The sequence below is a fragment of the Streptomyces sp. 1-11 genome (genome assembly GCF_007176755.1).
Lineage (GTDB): Bacteria > Actinomycetota > Actinomycetes > Streptomycetales > Streptomycetaceae > Streptomyces.
In genome coordinates this window covers 39,174-59,258 of record NZ_BJTV01000017.1, presented here as the reverse complement: position 1 = coordinate 59,258, position 20,085 = coordinate 39,174, and the positions used below count along the sequence as shown (strand labels likewise).

Annotated in this window: 20 protein-coding genes; 11 read left to right on the top strand and 9 right to left on the bottom strand. The window is 73.1% G+C overall.

Annotated features, from left to right (window positions below; translation table 11 throughout):
* Window positions 1-192 precede the first annotated feature (192 nt).
* The 3 genes from TNCT1_RS29280 to TNCT1_RS29270 all read left to right on the top strand — a co-directional run bounded on the left by TNCT1_RS29280 (window position 193) and on the right by TNCT1_RS29270 (window position 2,558).
* The gene (locus TNCT1_RS29280) at window positions 193-1,560 is read left to right on the top strand and encodes a peptidase C39 family protein (protein WP_143638058.1); all 1,368 of its coding nucleotides are present in this window, start codon (window positions 193-195) and stop codon (window positions 1,558-1,560) included.
* Between the two features lie 10 nt (window positions 1,561-1,570).
* Window positions 1,571-1,810, top strand: a complete 240-nt coding sequence (locus TNCT1_RS36465; RefSeq protein WP_235902955.1) for an SCO1431 family membrane protein — start codon at window positions 1,571-1,573, stop codon at window positions 1,808-1,810.
* 85 nt (window positions 1,811-1,895) lie between these two features.
* Window positions 1,896-2,558, top strand: a complete 663-nt coding sequence (locus TNCT1_RS29270; protein WP_174266493.1) for a TetR/AcrR family transcriptional regulator — start codon at window positions 1,896-1,898, stop codon at window positions 2,556-2,558.
* A gap of 71 nt (window positions 2,559-2,629) precedes the next feature.
* Here TNCT1_RS29270 and TNCT1_RS29265 read toward each other — a convergent pair whose 3' ends face one another.
* Window positions 2,630-3,868 (bottom strand): glycoside hydrolase family 18 protein, encoded by a 1,239-nt coding sequence (locus TNCT1_RS29265; protein WP_143638053.1) that lies wholly within the window; start codon window positions 3,866-3,868, stop codon window positions 2,630-2,632.
* Window positions 3,869-4,203: 335 nt separating this feature from the next.
* Here TNCT1_RS29265 and TNCT1_RS29260 point away from each other — a divergent pair, with 335 nt between their 5' ends.
* A complete protein-coding gene (locus tag TNCT1_RS29260) occupies window positions 4,204-5,376 on the top strand; it encodes an acyl-CoA dehydrogenase (RefSeq protein WP_143638051.1) in 1,173 nt (390 codons plus the stop codon).
* On the opposite strand, the gene TNCT1_RS29255 is transcribed toward TNCT1_RS29260, so the two are convergent.
* The gene (locus TNCT1_RS29255) at window positions 5,339-5,581 is read right to left on the bottom strand and encodes a hypothetical protein (protein ID WP_143638049.1); all 243 of its coding nucleotides are present in this window, start codon (window positions 5,579-5,581) and stop codon (window positions 5,339-5,341) included. The genes TNCT1_RS29260 and TNCT1_RS29255 overlap by 38 nt on opposite strands.
* Window positions 5,582-5,807: 226 nt before the next feature.
* Window positions 5,808-6,245, bottom strand: coding sequence for a hypothetical protein (locus TNCT1_RS29250; RefSeq protein ID WP_143638047.1), 438 nt, complete (start codon window positions 6,243-6,245; stop codon window positions 5,808-5,810).
* Between the two features lie 288 nt (window positions 6,246-6,533).
* Between TNCT1_RS29250 and TNCT1_RS29245 the strand changes: the two genes are divergently transcribed.
* From TNCT1_RS29245 to fxsA, 4 genes are all read left to right on the top strand, one after another.
* Entirely contained in the window at window positions 6,534-6,974 is a 441-nt protein-coding gene (locus tag TNCT1_RS29245) for an Lrp/AsnC family transcriptional regulator (protein ID WP_030677853.1), read from the top strand.
* A 52-nt stretch (window positions 6,975-7,026) separates the two neighbouring features.
* On the top strand, window positions 7,027-8,631 hold the full coding sequence (locus TNCT1_RS29240) for an amidohydrolase (protein ID WP_143638045.1): 1,605 nt from the start codon (window positions 7,027-7,029) through the stop codon (window positions 8,629-8,631).
* A 535-nt stretch (window positions 8,632-9,166) separates the two neighbouring features.
* The gene (locus TNCT1_RS29235) at window positions 9,167-9,985 is read left to right on the top strand and encodes a polyprenol monophosphomannose synthase (RefSeq protein WP_235902954.1); all 819 of its coding nucleotides are present in this window, start codon (window positions 9,167-9,169) and stop codon (window positions 9,983-9,985) included.
* Window positions 9,986-10,039: 54 nt separating this feature from the next.
* Window positions 10,040-10,591, top strand: a complete 552-nt coding sequence (fxsA, locus tag TNCT1_RS29230; RefSeq protein ID WP_143638040.1) for an FxsA family membrane protein — start codon at window positions 10,040-10,042, stop codon at window positions 10,589-10,591.
* Between the two features lie 87 nt (window positions 10,592-10,678).
* Here the strand turns inward: fxsA and TNCT1_RS29225 are convergent, their stop codons facing one another.
* From TNCT1_RS29225 to TNCT1_RS29210, 4 genes are all read right to left on the bottom strand, one after another.
* Complete coding sequence (locus TNCT1_RS29225; RefSeq protein ID WP_003977404.1) at window positions 10,679-11,053, bottom strand: RNA polymerase-binding protein RbpA; 375 nt, start codon at window positions 11,051-11,053, stop codon at window positions 10,679-10,681.
* A gap of 255 nt (window positions 11,054-11,308) precedes the next feature.
* On the bottom strand, window positions 11,309-12,655 hold the full coding sequence (locus tag TNCT1_RS29220; protein ID WP_143638037.1) for an MFS transporter: 1,347 nt from the start codon (window positions 12,653-12,655) through the stop codon (window positions 11,309-11,311).
* A 57-nt stretch (window positions 12,656-12,712) separates the two neighbouring features.
* Window positions 12,713-13,489 (bottom strand): glycerophosphodiester phosphodiesterase, encoded by a 777-nt coding sequence (locus TNCT1_RS29215; RefSeq protein ID WP_143638034.1) that lies wholly within the window; start codon window positions 13,487-13,489, stop codon window positions 12,713-12,715.
* Window positions 13,486-14,139 (bottom strand): YitT family protein, encoded by a 654-nt coding sequence (locus TNCT1_RS29210; RefSeq protein ID WP_143638031.1) that lies wholly within the window; start codon window positions 14,137-14,139, stop codon window positions 13,486-13,488. Before TNCT1_RS29210 ends, TNCT1_RS29215 begins: the two co-directional genes overlap by 4 nt.
* A 102-nt stretch (window positions 14,140-14,241) precedes the next feature.
* Here TNCT1_RS29210 and TNCT1_RS29205 point away from each other — a divergent pair, with 102 nt between their 5' ends.
* Window positions 14,242-15,747, top strand: coding sequence for a PLP-dependent aminotransferase family protein (locus TNCT1_RS29205; protein ID WP_143638027.1), 1,506 nt, complete (start codon window positions 14,242-14,244; stop codon window positions 15,745-15,747).
* A gap of 80 nt (window positions 15,748-15,827) precedes the next feature.
* Here TNCT1_RS29205 and TNCT1_RS29200 read toward each other — a convergent pair whose 3' ends face one another.
* Window positions 15,828-17,453 (bottom strand): hypothetical protein, encoded by a 1,626-nt coding sequence (locus tag TNCT1_RS29200; protein WP_143638025.1) that lies wholly within the window; start codon window positions 17,451-17,453, stop codon window positions 15,828-15,830.
* Between the two features lie 57 nt (window positions 17,454-17,510).
* A complete protein-coding gene (locus TNCT1_RS29195; protein WP_143638022.1) occupies window positions 17,511-17,705 on the bottom strand; it encodes a hypothetical protein in 195 nt (64 codons plus the stop codon).
* Window positions 17,706-17,969: 264 nt separating this feature from the next.
* Here TNCT1_RS29195 and TNCT1_RS29190 point away from each other — a divergent pair, with 264 nt between their 5' ends.
* Together TNCT1_RS29190 and TNCT1_RS29180 are read left to right on the top strand one after the other, a co-directional pair.
* Window positions 17,970-18,362: an ankyrin repeat domain-containing protein gene (locus tag TNCT1_RS29190; protein ID WP_143638019.1), complete on the top strand. Its 393-nt coding sequence runs from the start codon at window positions 17,970-17,972 to the stop codon at window positions 18,360-18,362.
* 299 nt (window positions 18,363-18,661) lie between these two features.
* Window positions 18,662-20,080 carry a HEAT repeat domain-containing protein gene (locus TNCT1_RS29180; RefSeq protein WP_143638017.1) on the top strand — a complete coding sequence of 473 codons (1,419 nt, stop codon included), beginning with the start codon at window positions 18,662-18,664 and terminating at the stop codon, window positions 20,078-20,080.
* Window positions 20,081-20,085: the final 5 nt, after the last annotated feature.

Genomic DNA, 20,085 nt, shown 5'->3' with positions numbered 1-20,085 from the left:
GCCGCGCCGGGGCCGCGGCGCGCTCCCCCCGATGCCCGAACGGTGCGCCCGCGCAGGTCCCACCACTGTTCTAGACCAATATTGGTGGCACGCCATACGGCGGAAGTGCTGGCAGGGGCATGCCGTCTGAGTTCATAGTTGGCGCACCAACAGCACCAGCCCCGAACCGGACACCTGGGGGTACCCGCGCTCATGAGCCAAGCCCAGCAGCCCTCCCGCCGAACCGTTCTCGCCGCCGCCGTGGTCGCCGCGGTCGCCTCGGGAACCATGCCCGCGGCCGCCGCCACCACGGCGGCGCCCGCCGGCACCGACACCGCCGCCGCGCCGGGCCGCCCCGTCGACTACCACGCCTGGACCTCGTACCGCGACTGGCGCGGCGGCAGCGCGGAGGGCGTCCGGGCCGTCCCGGGCCGCCGCCCCGGCGCCGAGATCGGGACCCCCGCCGGCCGGACCGACTACACCGACCCGCACACCGGCCGGACGGCCACCTGGGAGTACGCGACCTGGACCTCGCCGGTGCACCGGCTCTCCGTGCCCGCGACGGAGGTCATCGCCTCCTGGAACGCGCACACCCCTGAGGGCACCTGGCTCCAGGTCGAGCTGCGCGGCACGTACTCCGACGGCACGGACACCCCCTGGTACGTGATGGGCCGCTGGGCCGCCGGCGACCAGGACATCAAGCGCACCTCCGTGGACGACCAGTCCGACGGCAAGAGCTCGATCTGGACCGACACCTTCGCCATCGACGACGCGAGCAGCGGCCTGCGCCTGGTCTCCTACCGGCTGCGCCTCACGCTCCACCGCACGCCCGGCACCCGTCTCACCCCGACCGTGTGGCGGCTCGGCGCCATGGGCTCCGACATCCCGGACCGCTTCACCGTCCCCGCCTCCGCGCCCGCCCTCACCCGGGAACTGGCCGTCCCGCGCTACTCGCAGGAGATCCACAAGGGCCAGTACCCGGAGTACGACAACGGCGGCGAGGCCTGGTGCAGCCCCACCTCCTCGCAGATGATCATCGAGTACTGGGGCGGCCGGCTGACCCCCGAGCAGCTGTCCTGGGTCGACCCGTCCTACGCCGACCCGCAGGTGGACCACGCGGCCCGGTACACGTACGACAACCAGTACGAGGGCTGTGGCAACTGGCCGTTCAACGTGGCCTACGCGGCCACCTTCGACGGCATCCAGGGAGTCGTCACCCGGCTCGCCTCGCTCACCGACCTGGAGACCCTGGTCGCGGCCGGCATCCCGGCCATAACGTCCCAGTCCTTCCTCAAGACCGAGCTGACCGGCGCCGGATACGGCACCTCGGGCCACCTCATGACCGTGATCGGCTTCACGGCCGACGGCGACGTGATCGCCAACGACCCGGCCTCGCCGAGCGACGAGGCGGTGCGGCGGGTGTACCTGCGGCGGGAGTTCGAGAACATCTGGCTCAGGACCAAGCGGTACGACGCGAACGGCAAGGTCAGAAGCGGTACGGGCGGGGTCTGCTACCTCTACTTCCCGGCTCACCCGAGCGCGCGTCAGCGCAAGGCGCTCGCGGCGGTGGGGGTGTGCTGATCCGCACCGTGTGAGGAACGTCTCCGCCGCGGACGCGGTCGCGGGTGGCAAGGTGGACGAACGGGTGGGGGGATTCCGCTTCTGCCCGTCCGACCATTGCGAGAACACCATGACCGCACACCCGGCCACCGCCACCCGCGTCCGCACCGGGGGCCCGAAGGACGACGGCCCGGAGATCCTCGAGCACATCATGGGCTGGGTGCTCGTCCTGGTGATCGCGGTGCTGGTGACGCGTCTCGGCCTGCTCTGAACCGGCCCGGCCCCGCGCCGGGCCGGCATGTTCTGACATACTGCGGATGTCCTGCCGACCTCATAGACCAGGGTCGAGAGTGAATATGCGTCCACAGCGTGCCGCCGTCCGTCCCCGGGCGCGCGGCACCGAGCGCTCCGAGGCGCGTCGCGCCGAACTCATCGCCATCGGACGGAAGTTGTTCGCCGACAGGTCCTACGACGCGCTGTCCATGGACGACATCGCCCGGCAGGCGCACGTCGCCAAGGGACTGATCTACTACTACTTCCAGTCGAAGCGCGGCTACTACCTGGCGATCATCCACGCCTCCGTCGCCGACCTGGTCGACTTCGCCGCCGGCGGCCTCGAACTGCCCGCCGTGGACCGGGTCCACCGCACCATCGACACCTACCTGCGCTTCGCCGAGCACCACCAGGCCGCCTACCGCACCATCGTCAGCGGCGGGGTCGGCTTCGACACCGAGGTGCACGCCATCCGGGACGGCGTCCGCGAGGCGATCGTCGCCACGATCGCCGAAGGGGCGTACGGCCGCCGCGACATCGCCGCGCCGGCCCGTATGGGGCTGCTGTCCTGGGTGTGCAGCGTGGAGGGCGCCACCCTCGACTGGATCGGCCGGCCCGAACTGTCCCGCGACACCATGCGCGACCTGCTGGTGAAGACGCTCGGCGGGGTGCTGCGCGCCGTCGAGGAGCTGGACCCGGCCTACCCGGCGCCGCCGCCCGCGCGCCGGGACGCGCCGCAGGCCTGAGGCGGGCGCGCGAACGGGCGTGGAGCGAAGGCCGGTGATCCTCCGCTCCACGCCCGGACGCGCCGCCGCGGCTAACCGATCGCCTTGATCAGCTCACCGTTCGCCGTGTCGCCGCTCAGCTCCCAGAAGAACGTGCCGCCGAGACCCTGCTGGTTCTTGTAGGCCATCTTGGTGCCGATGGTCGCCGGGGTGTCGTAACTCCACCAGTCGCTCCCGCACTTGGCGTAGGCGGTGCCGCCCACGATGCCGGTGGCCGGGCACTTGGTCTTCAGTACCTTGTAGTCCTCGATGCCCTGCTCGTAGGTGCCCGCCGCCGGCCCGGTCGCCGTGCCGCCCGGCGCCGCCTGGGTGACCCCGGTCCAGCCGCGGCCGTAGAAGCCGATGCCGAGCAGCAGCTTCGAGGCCGGGACGCCGAGGCCCTTGAGCTTGGCGATGGTCGCCGAGGTGTGGAAGCCGGCCTTCGGGATGCCCGCGTAGGAGTTCAGCGGCGCGTGCGGGGCCGTCGGGCCGGCCGCGTCCCAGGCGCCGAAGTAGTCGTAGGTCATCGGGTTGTACCAGTCGACGTACTGCGCCGCGCCCGCGTAGTCCGCCGCGTCGATCTTGCCGCCGCCGGTGGCGTCCGCGGTGATCGCCGCGGTGACCAGGCTGCCGGTGCCGAACTTCGAGCGCAGGGCGGCCATGACGTTCCGGAAGGCCTCCCGGCCGCTGGTGTCGCAGGTGTTGCCGCAGGCGTTCGGGTACTCCCAGTCGATGTCGATGCCGTCGAAGACACCCGCCCACTTGGAGTTCTTCACCAGGTCGTAGCAGGACTGGGCGAAGGCGGCCGGGTTCTTCGCCGCCTCGCCGAAGCCGCCGGACCAGGTCCAGCCGCCGAACGACCACAGCACCTTCAGACCCGGGTGCTTCTTCTTCAGCTTCAGCAGCTGGTTGAAGTTGCCGCGCAGCGGCTGGTCCCAGGTGTCGGCCACGCCGTCGACGGACTCGGCGGCGGTGTAGGCGCGGTCGGTCGCGGCGTAGGAGTCGCCCATGGCGCACTTGCCGCCGGTGACGTTGCCGAAGGCGTAGTTGATGTGGGTCAGCCGGGCCGCCGAGCCCGAGGTCTCGATGTTCTTGACGTAGTACTTGCGGTCGTAGGTCCCCCATTCGGTGAAGTAGCCGACGACCTTGGAACCGGCCTTGAGCTGCGGGGCGGCCGGAGCGGCGGCGGTGGCGGTGCCGGCGCCGGCCAGCAGTCCGGCGCCGAGGACGGCCGAACACGCGGCGGCGACCAGTGCCCGGAACCGGGTGCGAGGGCGGTGGGGAGTGTGCATCGGGTGGCTCCTCGTGGGGGAGAGGGGAACGCGCGCCGATTGGCATGAACGCGGTAAAGCGTTGGTCATGCACAGTAGGAGGACTAGACCAATAGGTCAATGGTGCGGACCAATTCGAAGGTCGATAACGCTTCGGCTGGAATCCTGGAGTAAGCGGTCGTTAACTGGTGACGGGAGGTCGCCGATCGGGCATACTCACGGCACACAGCCGCTGGTCAGCAACTTCCGCAACCCGGGAGCGGGCGCCTCGGCCGGAACCGGAACGATCAGGCGGAGCCGCCCCACCCAAGGCGCACATCCGCCCCGTGTGCCCGAACAGGGAGGAGACCGACGCCATGTCCGACCGCGACCCGCAGCCGGTGGAGCGTCAACTGCCGACGGAAGAGGCGAGGGATCTGCTCGCGCTCGTCCGTGAGATGGCGCAGCGCGAGATCGCGCCCAGGGCGGCCGAGGAGGAGGACGCCGGACGCTTCCCGCGCGAGGTCTTCACCCTGCTCTCGGAGACGGGCCTGCTCGGCCTGCCGTACGACGCCGAGTACGGCGGCGGCGACCAGCCCTACGAGGTCTACCTCCAGGTCCTGGAGGAACTGGCCGCGGCCCGCCTGACCGTCGGCCTGGGAGTCAGCGTGCACACGCTCGCCTCCTACGCGCTCGCCGCCTACGGCACCAAGCAGCAGCAGGTCGAGCACCTGCCCGCCATGCTCGGCGGCGGCCTCCTCGGCGCCTACTGCCTCTCCGAGCCGTCCTCCGGCTCCGACGCGGCCTCCCTGCGCACCAGGGCCGTACGCGAGGGCGACGACTGGGTGATCACCGGCACCAAGGCCTGGATCACGCACGGCGGCATCGCCGACTTCTACACGGTCATGGCCCGCACCGGCGAGGACGGGCCGCGCGGCATCACCGCCTTCCTGGTGCCCGGCGACGCCGAAGGGCTGAGCGGCGCGGCGCCCGAGCGGAAGATGGGCATGAAGGGCAGCCCGACGGCCCAGGTCCACCTCGACGGCGTGCGCGTGCCCGACAGCCGGCGCCTCGGCGAGGAGGGGCAGGGCTTCGCCATCGCCCTGTCCGCCCTCGACTCGGGCCGGCTCGGCATCGCGGCCTGTGCCATCGGCCTCGCCCAGGCGGCGCTGGACGAAGCGGTCGCCTACGCCACCCAGCGCCGGCAGTTCGGGCGTCCGGTCGCCGACTTCCAGGGCCTGCGCTTCATGATCGCCGACATGGCGACGCAGATCGAGGCGGGCCGGGCGCTCTACCTCGCCGCCGCCCGGCTGCGGGACGCGGGCAGGCCGTTCGCCAAGCAGGCGGCCATGGCCAAGCTGCACTGCACCGACACGGCCATGAAGGTCACCACGGACGCCGTGCAGATACTCGGCGGCTACGGCTACACCGCCGACTTCCCGGCCGAGCGCTACATGCGCGAGGCCAAGGTCCTGCAGATCGTCGAGGGCACCAACCAGATCCAGCGGATGGTCATCGCCCGTCACGTGGCAGGACCTGAGGGGCGCTGAACTCCCCGCTGCGGACCGTCGGAGCCGCCAGCCTGACCCACTCCGGGTCGTGGCGGCCCGGCAGGGTGCGGCCCCGGTCGGCCCAGGTCCGCATCAGATCGCGGTAGATGGGCGGGTCCTGCGGGGCGGGCGGCGCGGCCGGCTCCGCGGGGCGGGGCACGAAGATGCGGCGAGGGCGCCCGGTGGCCGTGTGCAAGGCGGTCATGCCCGGATGAACGCGGTGCGGGCCGGGCGGGTAACCGCCCGGCGGAATCGAGCTTCAGTTCACCGGCGTCCGCTCCCGCGCACCGCCGCAACCGGCGAGCGGTGCTCCCGCGCGGACCGCGTCCGGGCACGCCGGTACCGCACCACGGCACGCCGGTCCCGCACCACGGCGGCTACGCGGCCGTGGTGGCGGATCCGATGAGTGTGCCCCCTCGGGCCGGGGCGGCTCAGGCCGCCTGGCGGCGCATCGCCTGCACCCGCATCGGGCGCGAGCCCGGGCCGCCCATGTGCGAGAAGGGCTGCGTCCGCCAGTTCAGACCCTGGGGGAGCGTCAGCAGCAGGGCGGTGTCCTGCTCCTGCGGGGCGAAGGACTCGTCCGCGGGACGGGCCTCGGCCGCGGCGCGGCCCGTGCCCGCGCAGACCGTGAGGCCGAACGGGTTCCACGGCGAGGCGCACAGCGCGTGCTCCGGCAGGAACTCCTCGTCCGCCAGCAGCGCGATGGGCTGCGCGCAGTCCGGGCAGAGCACCCGGTACATCTCGAAGGTGTCGTAGTCGTCGAGTTCGTCGGCCTGGTAGGCGTCGGGTTCGACGCCCTCCGGCTCGGGCTCGACGGCCGGCTGCTGCCGCTTGGACGCGGATCGACCAGGGCGCTTGACACTCTGCATGGGATTCCCCCCTAAGGCTGGGCCGTGAAGGCACTGCGGCCTCGACCACAGCAAGCACTTCCCCCCGCGTCCCGGGGGTAATCACGGGAAAATCACGGAGGACGCGGCTTCGCTGTGGTCTTCGTCACATGCCGCGGGCGAGTGTCCGGTGCGGTGCTTTTGTACCCCGCGGTCCGCCCGTCCCGCGCCCGGTGGCCGGGCCGCGGCCGCTCCGCACCGCACAAACCGGGCATGACCAGCGTTGCCCGGGTATCCGAGGAGATCACGCGCACTGTAGGTTTTGGCGCCATGGAGGAGCTGGACCGTCAGATCGTGCAGCTGCTCGTCAAGGACGGGCGGATGAGCTACACAGACCTGGGCAAGGCCACGGGCCTGTCCACGTCGGCCGTGCACCAGCGGGTGCGCCGGCTCGAACAGCGTGGCGTCATCCGCGGCTACGCCGCGGTCGTCGACCCGGAGGCCGTCGGGCTGCCGATGACCGCGTTCATCTCGGTCAAACCGTTCGATCCCAGCGCCCCCGACGACATCGCGGAGCGCCTCGCCGGCGTCCCCGAGATCGAGGCCTGCCACAGCGTCGCGGGCGACGAGAACTACATCCTCAAGGTGCGGGTCGCCACCCCACACGAACTGGAGGAGCTGCTCGCCCGGCTACGCAGCCTGGCCGGGGTCTCCACGCGCACCACCGTCGTGCTCTCCACCCCGTACGAGGCGCGTCCGCCGAGGATCTGAACACCCCGCCCCGGTGCCCCGCGCGCCCCACGCGCGCGAGAGACTGTGGGACATGAGTGAGCAGTCCGCCGACCCCAAGACCGTCCTCCTGCGCCGCGGAGAGGTCCACAGCCCCGCCGACCCGTTCGCCACCGCCATGGTGGTGGAGCGCGGCCAGGTCGCCTGGGTCGGCTCCGAGGGCGCCGCCGACGCCTTCGCCGACGGCGTGGACGAGGTCGTCGACCTCGACGGCGCCCTGGTCACCCCGGCCTTCACCGACGCCCATGTGCACACCACCGCCACCGGCCTCGCGCTGACCGGCCTCGACCTGTCCGGCGCCCCCTCCCTGGAGGCGGCCCTCGCCCTGGTCCGCGACTTCGCCGCCGCCCGGCCCGCGGACCGGGTACTGCTGGGGCACGGCTGGGACGCCGCCCGCTGGCCCGGCGGCCGGCCGCCGACGCGCGCGGAGCTGGACGCCGCCACCGGCGGCCGCCCGCTGTACCTCTCCCGCATCGACGTGCACTCGGCGGTCGTCACCACCGCCCTGTTCGACCTGGTCCCCGGTGACGTCACCCGCGAGGACGTGCCGCTCACCGCCGGCGCCCACCACGCCGTACGCGAAGCCGCCCTGGCCGCCGTCACCCCGGCCCAGCGCGCCGAGGCGCAGCGCACCGCCCTCGCCCACGCGGCCTCCCTCGGCATCGGCTCGGTGCACGAGTGCGGCGGCCCGCAGATCTCCTCCGAGGACGACTTCACCGCCCTGCTGCGGCTCGCGGCCGAGGTGCCCGGGCCGCGCGTGATCGGCTACTGGGCCGAGCAGAACGTCGACAAGGCCCGCGAGCTGGGCGCGCTCGGCGCCGCCGGCGACCTCTTCGTGGACGGCGCCCTCGGCTCGCACACCGCCTGCCTGCACCAGCCGTACGCCGACGCCGGCCACACCGGCACCGCCTACCTGGACGCCGACGCCGTCGCCGCCCATGTCGTCGCCTGCACCGAGGCGGGGCTCCAGGCGGGCTTCCACGCCATCGGCGACGCGGCGGTGACCGCGGTCGTCGACGGCGTGCGCGCGGCCGCCGAGAAGACCGGCCTCGCCCGGGTCCGAGCGGCCCGGCACCGCGTGGAGCACGCCGAGATGCTCACCCCCGAGGCCGTGGCCGCCTTCGCCGAGCTGGGTCTGATCGCCTCCGTCCAGCCCGCCTTCGACGCGCTGTGGGGCGGCGAGGACGGCATGTACGCCCGGCGCCTCGGCGCCGAGCGGGCCCGCACCCTCAACCCGTTCGCGGCCCTGCTGCGGGCCGGGGTGCCGCTGGCCTTCGGCTCCGACAGTCCGGTCACCCCGCTCGACCCCTGGGGCACGGTCCGCGCCGCCGCCTTCCACCGCACGCCCGAGCACCGGGTCTCCGTCCGCGCCGCGTTCACCGCCCACACCCGCGGCGGCTGGCGCGCCATCGGCCGCGACGACGCCGGGGTCCTGGTGCCCGGCGCACCCGCCGACTACGCCGTCTGGCGCACCGGTGAGCTGGTCGTGCAGGCCCCCGACGACCGGGTGGCCCGCTGGTCCACCGACCCCCGCTCCGGCACCCCCGGCCTGCCCGATCTGAGCCCCGGCGGCGAGCTGCCCCGCTGTCTGCGCACCGTGGTCGGCGGACGGACGGTGTTCGTAGGGCCGGGCGAGTGATCTCCCGGGGCGGCGCGACGGCGACGGACCGGCGCCACAGCCTCGCCCTACCTGCGCGTCCTCCGGGTCCGTCCCGGCCTGAAGTGCGTCCGTGCAGATCAGACGGCTGTTGACAGTCGGCGGCCGGGGGCCGGTAGGTTCGGCGGAGTCCACCACCGGACGTCCGACCGTGGAGTGTTCGCGCACTCGTCGCAGCGCCGCTGGGTCAGGGACGGTGTGCCGCACCGGGGCACCGTCACTGGCAGCCAGGCTCAGCGCCCGCGCCGACGGGGGAACGCTCCGGCCGGTCGGCAAGGTGTGACCCGGGTGGGGCCCGGACGCTCAGTAGACAACGGCTTTCGGTAGACCCGCAGCCAGCGGGTCCCAGGTCGGCCCGAAGGGCGCCGGGCCCCCATCCGCAGTGGAACGCGGATGCCGAAAAGCACATTCTTACCCCACGCTTGGGGAAAGAACACCACCGTAAGACCGTGCCGTCGCGTCATCGCAGGCCGCGGCCACTATGGTGGACGCCTGCGTACGACATGAAGGGGCAGCAGTGAACGACGGCGACGGGACCCTCGCGGCCAAGGCCCAGGGGAGGCAGTTCGGTCCGCTCGGCACGGCCTTGGTGATCATCCCGACCTACAACGAGGCGGAGAACATCAAGTCCATCGTCGGCCGGGTGCGCAAGGCCGTCCCCGAGGCGCACGTGCTGGTGGCGGACGACAACAGCCCCGACGGCACGGGCAAGCTGGCCGACGAGCTGGCCGCCGCGGACGACCACGTCCAGGTGCTGCACCGCAAGGGCAAGGAAGGCCTGGGCGCCGCCTACCTGGCCGGCTTCCGCTGGGGCATGGAACACGGCTACGGCGTGCTGGTCGAGATGGACGCCGACGGCTCCCACCAGCCCGAGGAACTGCCCCGGCTGCTCACCGCGCTCAAGGGCGCCGACCTGGTCCTCGGCTCGCGCTGGGTGCCGGGCGGCCGGGTGGTCAACTGGCCCAAGTCGCGCGAGTTCATCTCCCGCGGCGGCAGCCTCTACTCCCGCCTCGCCCTCGACCTGCCGCTGCGGGACATCACCGGCGGCTACCGCGCCTTCCGCAGCGAGACCCTCCAGGGCCTGGGCCTGGACGACGTCGCCTCGCAGGGCTACTGCTTCCAGGTCGACCTGGCCCGGCGCGCGGTGAAGGCCGGCTACCACGTGGTGGAGGTGCCCATCACCTTCGTGGAGCGCGAACTCGGCGACTCCAAGATGAGCCGCGACATCCTGGTCGAGGCGCTGTGGCGGGTCACCGCCTGGGGCGTCGGCGACCGGGTCGGCAAGATCACCGGCAAGGCCGGGCAGGACCGGACCCGGACGCACGGCGCCGGCTGACCGTCCCGCCGCCCGCTTATCCCGCGCTGAGCCGCGCCCAGGCACACTGGGAGCATGACGACTGGCGCACCCATCTCTCCGACCACCGCCCGGCCCCGCCGATCCCGGCTGCGCAGGTACCTGCCGCTGGGACTCGCGGCGTGGCTGGTGCTGGAGATCTGGCTGCTGACCCAGGTGGCGGGCGCGGCGGGCGGCGCCACCGTGTTCCTGCTCCTGGTCGCGGGGGTCGTCGCCGGCTCGGTGATCATCAAGCGGGCCGGGCGCCGCGCCTTCCAGAACCTCAGCGAGGCACTTCAGCGGGGCGGTTCGCCGGCCCGCGGCGGCGGCAACGGGCTGCTGATGCTCGGCGGGCTGCTGCTGATGATCCCGGGCCTGGTCTCCGACGCGGCCGGACTGCTCCTGCTGCTCCCGCCGGTCCAGAGGGCGGTGAGCCGCTGGACCGGGCGCACCCTGGACAGCAAACTCCGCCGCACCGTTCCGGGCGGCCTGAGTGACGCCTTCCAGCAGGCCCGCATGCACCGCCCCGACGGCAAGGTGGTGCAGGGCGAGGTCATCAGGGAGGACACCGCCGGCCCCAGTGAGCAGCGCCCTCCGCTGGCCCGCTGAACCGGCCCCGCGACAGGCGGACAGCACGAAACCGCGGGCGCCGTACGTGATCACGTACGGCGCCCGCGGTTGTTCGTGTGTCTCGCGCTACGCGCTCTTGCGGCTGTCCCTGGGGTGAACCGCGATGTTCATCGCCCCCGAGCGCAGAACCGCCAGACGCTCCTCGAGGACCTCTTCGAGTTCCTCACGGGTGCGCCGCTCCATCAGCATGTCCCAATGGGTACGCGCGGGCTTGGCCTTCTTCTCTTCAGGGCCGTCGCCGTCCACCAGGAGTGCCTGGGCCCCGCAGACCTTGCACTCCCACTCCGGCGGGATCTCCGCCTCGACCGAGAAGGGCATCTCGAACCGGTGCCCCTTCTCGCATGCGTACTCCACGGCCTGGCGCGGAGCCAGGTCGATACCGCGGTCCGTCTCGTAGCTGGTCACTACGAGGCGCGTACCGCGAAGAGCTCGCTCACTCATGAATCGTGCCTCCCGGGCTTGTCGCCCACAGGACAGGTGTCGCTGTCGTCGTCATCCGGTCAACGTCCGGTCGGCGGTAAAGATTCCCGTTCCGGGTCATGCGTCGCCGTCGTAGCCGCCCCTTGTTCTACCCACAGGCGCCCGGTTTGTCACATCTGCTAGCAGATGTCACCCAGCGTTTCGGCATCTTTGACGCGCAGTAACGGTACGCCTGGCAGGCCAAACGCGTACACTACCGCCCTTTCGTGTCGAGTGCTAAATCGTGTCCGGAACCGGGTTGCCCGCATCCTCGATCGCATGCCGCACCGGTACCCGGGCGAGCAGCACGAAGCCGACGACGAAGAAGGCCACCAGCGAGATGATCGCCGAGCGGTAGCTCCCGGTGAGCTGGTAGGTCACCCCGAACAGCAGCGGGCCGAGCCAGCTCATGCCGCGGTCGCTCATCTCGTACGCGGCGAAGTACTCGGCCTCCTTCCCGGCCGGCACCAGGTGGGAGAAGAGCGACCGGGACAGCGCCTGGCTGCCGCCGAGCACCAGCCCGATGCCGGCGGCCAGCACGAAGAACCACACCGGGGCCCCGGCGGGCAGGAAGTAGCCGGCCCCCAGGGTGACCGTCCAGGCCACGAGCGACCCGAGCACGGTCCGCTTGGCCCCGTGCCGCCGCGCCAGCCGCCCCATCGCCAGCGCCCCCGCCACGGCCAGCACCTGCACCAGCAGCACCGCCGTGATCAGCGTGGACTGCCCGAGCCCGAGCTCCTCGGAGCCGTAGACCGAGGCCTGGGAGATCACCGTCTGGATGCCGTCGTTGTAGACGAGGTACGCCAGCAGGAAGGCCAGGGTCAGCGGATGGCGGCGCATGTCCCTGAACGTCGCGGCGAGCTGCCGCGCCCCGGGGACGGCGGCGCCCGCCACACGTGTGCGCCGGTCGCGCAGCCGCCGCAGCGGCACGAGGGTGAAGGCGCCCCACCACAGTCCGGCCGAGGCCAGGCAGACGCGGACGGCGGCTGTCTCCGTCAGCCCGAAGGAGGCGTGCGCCGAGTACAGCACCAGGTTGGCGACGAGCACCAGGGACCCCGCCGCGTAGCCGAAGGCCCAGCCTCGGGAGGAGACCGCGTCGCGTTCCCCGGGCGGCGCGATCTGCGGCAGGTAGGAGTTGTAGAGCATCATCGCCACCGACTGCGCCGCGTTGGCCACGACCAGCAGTGCCCCGCCGAGCAGGTAGCGGTCGCCGTCCAGGAAGAACATGCCGGCCGTGGCGGCGGCCCCGGTGTAGGCGGCCGCCCCGAGCAGCGGCTTCTTGCGGCCCGTGCGGTCCGCGGCGCTCCCCACCAGGGGCATCACCACGACGGCGAGGATCACCGAGAGGGACACCGAGTAGGCGAAGAAGGAGCCCGCCCGGACCGGGACGCCCAGCGGGTGCACATAGCCGCCGGCGTCGGCCGCGTTCCTGGCGACCGAGGTCAGGTACGGGCCGAGGAACACGGTCAGGACGCTGGTGGAGTAGACCGAGCACGCCCAGTCGTAGAAGTACCAGCCGCGCTGCTCGCGCCGCCGGCCCGCGGCGTCGTCGTCCGTCCCCGCCCGCACGGTGTCGGTGCCCACCCGTGCCCTCGCTTCCCCGCCGCAGTGCCGTGCGCGGGCCCGGACGGGGCCGCCCGGTCAGACCCAGACGCCGCGGTCCTCCATGACCTTGCGCAACGTGTCGATGTGATCGGTCATGATGCCATCGACCCCGAGGTCCAGCAGCCGGTGCATCCGCTCCGGTTCGTTGACCGTCCACACGTGCACCTGCAGCCCGCGCGCGTGGGCCGCGCGCACGAAACGGTGGTCCACCACCGGGACGCCCGACTGGGCCTCCGGCACCTGGGCGGCCACCGCCGACCGGCGCACCGCGGCCGGCAGCCCCCAGGAGCGCAGCCGCAGGCTGAGCACACCGCGCGTGCCGAACGAGGTGGCCAGGCGCGGCCCGGCCAGCCGCTGCGCCCGCAGCACCCGCGCCTCGGAGAACGAGCCCACGCACACCCGGTCCCAGGCGTCCGTCCGCTCGATCAGCTCCAGCAGGGGCCGCAGCGCCGGCTCCGCCTTGACGTCCACGTTCCAGCGGACCCCGGGGAAGGCCTCCAGCAGCTCCTCGAACAGTGGCACCGGCTCCCGCCCCGCCACGCGCGCGCGGCGCACCTCCTGCCAGGGCAGGTCGGCGATGCGGCCCGCGCCGTCGGTGACCCGGTCCAGCGTCGCGTCGTGGAAGGCGGCCAGCCTGCCGTCCGCCGTCGCGTGCACATCGGTCTCGATGTACCGGTAGCCCAGCTCGACGGCGCGCCGGAACTGGGCCACCGTGTTCTCCAGCCCGTCGGCCGCCCCGCCCCGGTGGGCGAAGGCGATCGGGCCCGGATGGTCCAGGTACGGGTGGCGCAGGGGCGGTCTCGTGAGGGTCACGGACGCAGTATCGCCCCATCGGGTGGCCCCGCGGCAACGACGGTGCTGCCGCTCGGTGCCGGGCGTACGTCGAACACCTTCAGGAACAGCTGCGCCAGCGGGCCGATGGACACCGCGTAGAGCACGGTGCCGACGCCTATCGTGCCGCCCAGGGCGAAACCGGTGACCACGACGGTGACCTCGACCACCGTCCGCATCAGCCGGATCGAGCGCCCGGTGCGCCGGTGCAGGCCCGTCATCAGCCCGTCGCGCGGGCCCGGGCCGAAGCTCGCCGCGATGTACAGGCCGGTCGCCGCGCCGTTGAGCACGATGCCCGCCACCAGCAGCGGGACGCGCACCGCGAGGGCGCGCACGTCCGGCAGGAGGGCGAGGGTGCCGTCCATGGCCAGGCCGACCACGAAGACGTTGGAGACCGTGCCGAGGCCGGGGCGCTGGCGCAGCGGGATCCACAGCAGCAGCACCACCGCCCCCACGGCGATCGACACCACGCCGATGGTCAGCCCGGTGAGTTCCGCGAGCCCCTGGTGCAGCACGTTCCAGGGCTCGAGGCCCAGCCCCGCCGCCACGAGCAGCGCCGAGCTCGCGCCGTAGAGCGCGAGACCCGCGTACAACTGGATCAGCCGTCGTCCTGGACGACCGGAAGTGGACACGACGTACCCCCCTGAGTGGTGGCGGTGGACCGACGCGTGTCACTCTGTGGCGTGGGAGGACATCCCTTCCATGGCCAATTCGGGGAAGGTGGACTGATCGGCATGGCGCATTGGACCTCCGCGGTGGGTGCCGCACAGCTCGCCCGGCTGCTGACCTCCCAGCAGCACCGCCCGGCCGGCCCCGGCAGCCGCCGCCCGCCCGCCTACCGCGCCCTGGCCGACGGCATCCGGCTGCTGGTCCTCGAAGGCCGGGTCCCGGTGGCCGCCCGCCTGCCCGCCGAGCGGGAGCTCGCCCTCTCCCTCACCGTCAGCCGCACCACGGTCGCCGCCGCCTACGAAGCGCTGCGCACCGAGGGGTTCCTGGAGTCCCGGCGCGGAGCCGGCAGCTGGACGGCGGTGCCGGCGGGCAACCCGCTGCCCGCGCGGGGCCTCGAGCCCCTGCCGCCCGAGGCGCTCGGCTCCGTCATCGACCTGGGCTGCGCCTCGCTCCCGGCCCCGGAGCCGTGGCTCACCCGCGCCGTGCAGGGCGCCCTCGAGGAACTGCCGCCCTACGCCCACACGCACGGCGACTACCCGGCCGGTCTGCCCGCCCTGCGCTCGATGATCGCCGAGCGCTACACCGCGCGCGGCATCCCCACCATGCCCGAGCAGATCATGGTGACCACCGGCGCGATGGGCGCCATGGACGCGATCTGCCATCTCTTCGCGGGCCGCGGCGAGCGCATCGCCGTCGAGTCGCCGTCGTACGCCAACATCCTCCAGCTCATGCGGGAGGCCGGCGCGCGGCTGGTGCCCGTCGCCATGGCCGAGGGACTGACCGGGTGGGACCTGGACCGCTGGCGGCAGGTCCTGCGGGAGTCCGCGCCCCGGCTCGCCTACGTCGTCGCCGACTTCCACAACCCGACCGGCGCGCTCGCCGACGAGGACCAGCGGCGCCGGCTGGTGGACGCGGCCCGCTCGGCGGGCACCGTCCTCGTCGCCGACGAGACGATGACCGAGCTGTGGCTCGACGAGGAGTACGCCGCCGGGATGCCGCGCCCGGTCTGCGGCTTCGACCCGGCGGGCTCCACCGTGATCACGGTCGGCTCGGCCAGCAAGGCCTTCTGGGCGGGCATGCGCATCGGATGGGTGCGGGCGGCCCCGGACGTCATCCGCAGCCTGGTCGCCGCGCGCGCGTACGCCGACCTCGGCACCCCCGTGCTGGAGCAGCTCGCCGTGAACTGGCTGTTCTCCACCGGCGGCTGGGAACAGGCCGTGGAGCTGCGCCGGGGCCAGGCCCGCGAGAACCGCGACGCCCTGGTGGCCGCGCTGCGCCGGGAACTGCCCGACTGGGAGTTCGAGGTCCCGAAGGGAGGCCTGACCCTGTGGGTCCGCGCGGGCGGCCTCTCCGGTTCGAGGCTGGCCGAGGCGGGGGAGCGGGTCGGTGTCCGGGTGCCCTCGGGCCCCCGCTTCGGCGTCGACGGCGCCTTCGAGGGCTACGTACGTCTTCCGTTCACGGTGGGCGGAGCCGTGGCGGACGAGGCGGCGTCCCGCCTTGCGGCGGCGTCCCGCCTGGTGAAGACGGGCGCGACCAGCGACACGGAGTCCCCCCGCACCTTCGTGGCCTGACCGCGCTCGGCTCACCGCGGCCGCCCGCACCGCGCCCGCCGGGTGAACCAAGACCCCTCGCCCGGCGCGAGCCGACGACCTCACGCACTCTCGGCGGCGACGGCCTTCTGCAAACTCACCGGCGCCGCCTCGACGGCCTCTGTCTCGACGGCCTCCGCGTCGGCACCCTCCGCGTCGGCGGGCGTGGTGCGGGGCGGCAACAGCCGCATCACCGCCTGCCGGTCCGCGTCGCTCGTCGCGTCGTCGTAGGGATCCGGCGTCGCCGGCACCTGAAGCCGGTGCACCGGCCCCGTCCCGAGCCGCGCGTACCCCCGCCCGGCCGGCACCTGTGCCGGCGGACTGGTGTGCGGCGGCATCCCCAGGACCGCCTCCACCTGCTGCGGCGCCGCGGGCCCCAGCACGACACGCGCGCGCGTGTGCTGCCGCACCGCCTCGCTGAGCGACTCCGCGCTGTCGAACTGCTCGGCCACCACCACGGTCACGTTCGCGGCGCGGCCGTGCCGCAGCGGCACCTGCAGATACGTCTGCGGGTCCCTGCGGTGGTCGGCCTCCGCCAGGTGGGTGAAGACGGTCGGCCGGTCCAGCAGGATCCACAGCGGACGCCGGGTGTCCTCGGGCGGCGGGTCGCCCGCCTGCCGGGCGCGGTTGACCGCGGTGAGCCGCCGCTCGGTCTCCTGCGCGGCCCACTCCAGGCTGGCCAGCGCCCCGGCCGGCGCGCACTCCACGGCGAGCACGCCGTCCCGGCCGATCAGGCACGCGTACTCGCCGGTGCCGCCGCCGTCGACGACGACCACGTCGCCGTACCGCAGGGCCTGCAGGGCGATCGAGCGCAGCAGGGTGGAGGTACCGCTGCCGGGGTGGCCCATGGCCAGCAGGTGCGGCTCGGTGGAGCGGATGCCGGTGCGCCAGACGACCGGCGGCACGTCGCGCCGTTCCTCCTCGTAGGAGAGCGGCAGAGTGCGCTGGACCTCGCCGGCGTCGGTGAACCCGAGGACCGTCTCGCCGGGCGAGGTGACGAACCGCTGGGCGGCGATCCCGGCGGGCAGCGGCGCGAGGACGGACACCGTGAGCCGGTTCGCCTCCTCGTCCCAGCCGAAGTGGTACTCGCGGCCCCGCCCGGCCTTCGCGGCGAGCAGGTGCTCGATCCGCGCGCGGGCCGTGGCCTCGCCGTCCGGGAAGTACGCGGGGTAACGGATCACGAGGTGGGCCAGGCGCCCGCCGTCCTCGAACTCGTGCGCCTCGAAGGCCCGCGCCCACTCGCCGCCGTGCGCGTACAGCGGGGCGGGGTCCTCCGCGGTGGAGAAGTGCGGCACGAGGGCTTCGTAGAGCGACCGGAGGCGTTCGGCCTGTGCCTCGTCGGGTCCTTCGGGCGCCGCCGGCGTACGGTCGCGGCCGTGCCAGGCGGCCGCCGCCATCACGGCGATGACGGCGAGCAGCGGGCCGTACGGCATCAGCACCACCACCAGGACCACGGAGGCTGTCAGGAACAGCAGTGGCCCGCGCTTGTCCTTGGGTGTCCCGGCCCATCTGCGCCGCCCGGCCGAGGCCAGCCGGCGCAGCCCGCGCGAGACGGTGATCAGCGGGTGCAGGACGTCCGTGGCGCTGTCGGCCGCCGTCCGGGCCAGCTCCCGGCTCCGGGCGATCTGGGTCCGGGCGATCTGCGCGCTGTCCTTGCTCAGAATGCGGGGAAGAGGGCGCCGGGCCACTGCTGTCTCCTGTTGAGTCGTACGGGTGTCGGTGCGTACGGACGGGGTGCGGGGGCGTCAGAACTTGATGCCCCCGAGCAGGCTCGCCAGGCTCTCGCCGCCGGCCTTGATGCTCGGGGCGATGGCCGTGCTGGAGAGATAGAAGCCGAACAGGGCCGAGACGCAGGCGTGCGAGCCCTTGAGGCCGTCCTTGCGGAAGAAGAGGAAGACGACGACGCCGAGCAGGACGACGCCGGACATGGAGAGGATCATTTGAGGCCTCCTGGTGTCGAGGGGGACAGTCACCGTGAGTTCTTCCAGGATCACAGGATGTATCTATACGATAAAAGGTGCAACTGGGTGAATTCCGGCGCTTTTCCCTCGACCGGCGCAGCCGTCGGCGGCCCGGTCGGCCAGGGCGTTTGCGTCCGCCGCGATCACGGGTGATCTTTGCCCCGGGCACTTCGGCTCCCGTGAGGCGCGAGCCAGTACCCTTGCGATTCACCTGAACGGTTGTAACGAGAGGCGGTCCCGCCGATGAGTGACGTTCCCGACCCCGAGGTCGTGGAGCTGGCGACCAAGATCTTCGATCTGGCCCGGCAGGGGCGGACGGACGAGCTCGTGGCGTACGTCGACGCCGGCGTGCCGGCCAACCTGACCAACGACCGCGGCGACTCCCTGGTGATGCTCGCCGCGTACCACGGTCACGCCGAAGCCGTGCGCGCCCTGCTCGCCCGGGGCGCCGAGGCCGACCGCATCAACGACCGGGGCCAGACCCCGCTCGCGGGGGCCGTCTTCAAGGGGGAGACGGACGTGATCAGAGCCCTCCTGGAGGGCGGCGCCGACCCGGCCGCGGGCACCCCCTCGGCCGTCGACACGGCGCGCATGTTCGGCAAGGCGGAACTCCTGGAGCTGTTCGGCGCGCACTGACGCGCCGAACTGACCAGGTACGACACGGACAACGGGGGAGGCGGTACAAAGCCGCCGGAAATACGGTCGCGGCAGCTCACGGCGCGGGTCATCATGACGACGTGATTCACGGACGCGATGGCTGGGCAGGTGTTGCCGCACCGCGCGGGCCGTGATGCGGTCCGCATGGGCCACCGACGAGAGGCAGAGAGAAATGGGCTACAGCAAGCAAGAGACGGCGGGCGCTCCGACGTTGTGTCACGCGGCCAGGTAATGCGTGTTCCCCGGTTGCGTCGACGCTTGATGTGAGGCTGTTTCCCATGTTCGATCCGGTCATAGCGCCCAGCGGTACGCTGCTCGGCCTGCTCCAGCGGGGCCGCGGCGACGGCACGCTGCACGCGCTCACCGCCCCGCGCGCCGAGGCGCTCGCGGCCCTGAACCACTGTGTGCTGCACGACCCCCGCCACGACTGGCAGGTGGAGAACCGCTCCCTCTACTACGCCCGGCTCCACCTCGACCTCAACGGCGGACTGGACGCCGTCGAGGCGCACCTCTTCGGCGCGGAAGACGTCCTGGACACCGACGAGTCCCGTACCGGACTCGCCCTGGCCGTGCTCGGACACCTCGCCTCCTATGGCCGGCGCGACGCGCTGGAACTCCTGCGCAGGTACGCCGCCCACGGCTCCAACTGGGCCTGGGCCCTGGACGAACTGGCCCTGCGGGACGACGACGCGGGCCTGCGCGCCCTCGCCGCCCCGGTGCTGGCCCGCTTCGCCACCGGCCCGGAGGGCGACGCCGAGCTGGCCGCCGCCGTCCGCGACGCCTTCGAGCCCAGGCCCTGGCGGCTGTGGGCCGAGGATCCGCGCGCATCGATCGCCACGCGCGTGCGTGCCGCCCAGGAGACCGGCTGTTTCGACCGCTGGCAGCGCCAGATGCGGCCCACCGGGCCACGTCCCGGCTGGAGTGTGCGGGCCGTCTTCGAGTGGGCCCAGCAGGGCGTCGAGCGGGGTGCCGCCCTCCATGTGCCGGCCGCCCGCTGCCTGGTCGCCGTCGCGGGTCCGGAGGACCGGCCGGAGATCCTCCAGGCTGCCCGGACCGGCACCGACGGAGCCCGCTGCACGGCCCTGCGCTACCTGGCCGACGGCAACGACCCCGACGCCCTCGACCTGGTCGAGGCCGCGGTCGCCGACGGAACCCCGGTCGTCGTGGAGGCCGCCGTCGACTCCTTCGAACGCATGCGCAGCATCGCCGCCGTCCAGCGCGCCCGCCGCTGGGCCCAGCGCCCCGACGCCCTCGGGGCGGCCGCCGGCCGCGTCCTCGCCTGCCGCGGCGGCGCCCAGGACAGCGACCTGGTCCTCGGCGCCCTGCGCGAGGCGGTGCGCGGCGAGGGGCCCGACGCGCCCACCCTGTGGACCCTGGTCGACGGCGCCGGACGCCTCGGCATCGCCTGCGCGGCCCCCGTGCTGCGCCACGTCTACCGCGAGACGGCCTCGTCCCACCTGCGCGGCCGCGCCGCCCGCGCCCTGGCCGCCACCGACCCCTCCTTCGCCACCGGCTTCGCCGTCGAATGCCTCTGGGACTGCGAGGAGACCACCCGCGAGATCGCCGCCCGGCACGCCGAGACCGGCGACATCCGGGTCGTCGAACGACTGCGCCGCCTCGCCGCCGACCCGGCCGAGGAGGACGAGGTGCAGACGGCCGTCCGCAGCCGCTTCGGACCGGACGCGCAGACCAAGTGACGCAC

What these genes read in the sequence shown, in the direction of transcription:
- TNCT1_RS29280 (WP_143638058.1), top strand. Translation starts at nt 193, where the DNA reads ATGAGCCAAGCCCAGCAGCCCTCCCGCCGAACCGTTCTCGCCGCCGCC.
- TNCT1_RS29270 (WP_174266493.1), top strand. Translation starts at nt 1,896, where the DNA reads ATGCGTCCACAGCGTGCCGCCGTCCGTCCCCGGGCGCGCGGCACCGAG.
- TNCT1_RS29265 (WP_143638053.1), bottom strand. Translation starts at nt 3,868, where the DNA reads ATGCACACTCCCCACCGCCCTCGCACCCGGTTCCGGGCACTGGTCGCC.
- TNCT1_RS29260 (WP_143638051.1), top strand. Translation starts at nt 4,204, where the DNA reads ATGTCCGACCGCGACCCGCAGCCGGTGGAGCGTCAACTGCCGACGGAA.
- TNCT1_RS29255 (WP_143638049.1), bottom strand. Translation starts at nt 5,581, where the DNA reads ATGACCGCCTTGCACACGGCCACCGGGCGCCCTCGCCGCATCTTCGTG.
- TNCT1_RS29250 (WP_143638047.1), bottom strand. Translation starts at nt 6,245, where the DNA reads ATGCAGAGTGTCAAGCGCCCTGGTCGATCCGCGTCCAAGCGGCAGCAG.
- TNCT1_RS29245 (WP_030677853.1), top strand. Translation starts at nt 6,534, where the DNA reads ATGGAGGAGCTGGACCGTCAGATCGTGCAGCTGCTCGTCAAGGACGGG.
- TNCT1_RS29240 (WP_143638045.1), top strand. Translation starts at nt 7,027, where the DNA reads ATGAGTGAGCAGTCCGCCGACCCCAAGACCGTCCTCCTGCGCCGCGGA.
- fxsA (WP_143638040.1), top strand. Translation starts at nt 10,040, where the DNA reads ATGACGACTGGCGCACCCATCTCTCCGACCACCGCCCGGCCCCGCCGA.
- TNCT1_RS29225 (WP_003977404.1), bottom strand. Translation starts at nt 11,053, where the DNA reads ATGAGTGAGCGAGCTCTTCGCGGTACGCGCCTCGTAGTGACCAGCTAC.
- TNCT1_RS29205 (WP_143638027.1), top strand. Translation starts at nt 14,242, where the DNA reads ATGGCGCATTGGACCTCCGCGGTGGGTGCCGCACAGCTCGCCCGGCTG.
- TNCT1_RS29195 (WP_143638022.1), bottom strand. Translation starts at nt 17,705, where the DNA reads ATGATCCTCTCCATGTCCGGCGTCGTCCTGCTCGGCGTCGTCGTCTTC.
- TNCT1_RS29190 (WP_143638019.1), top strand. Translation starts at nt 17,970, where the DNA reads ATGAGTGACGTTCCCGACCCCGAGGTCGTGGAGCTGGCGACCAAGATC.
- TNCT1_RS29180 (WP_143638017.1), top strand. Translation starts at nt 18,662, where the DNA reads ATGTTCGATCCGGTCATAGCGCCCAGCGGTACGCTGCTCGGCCTGCTC.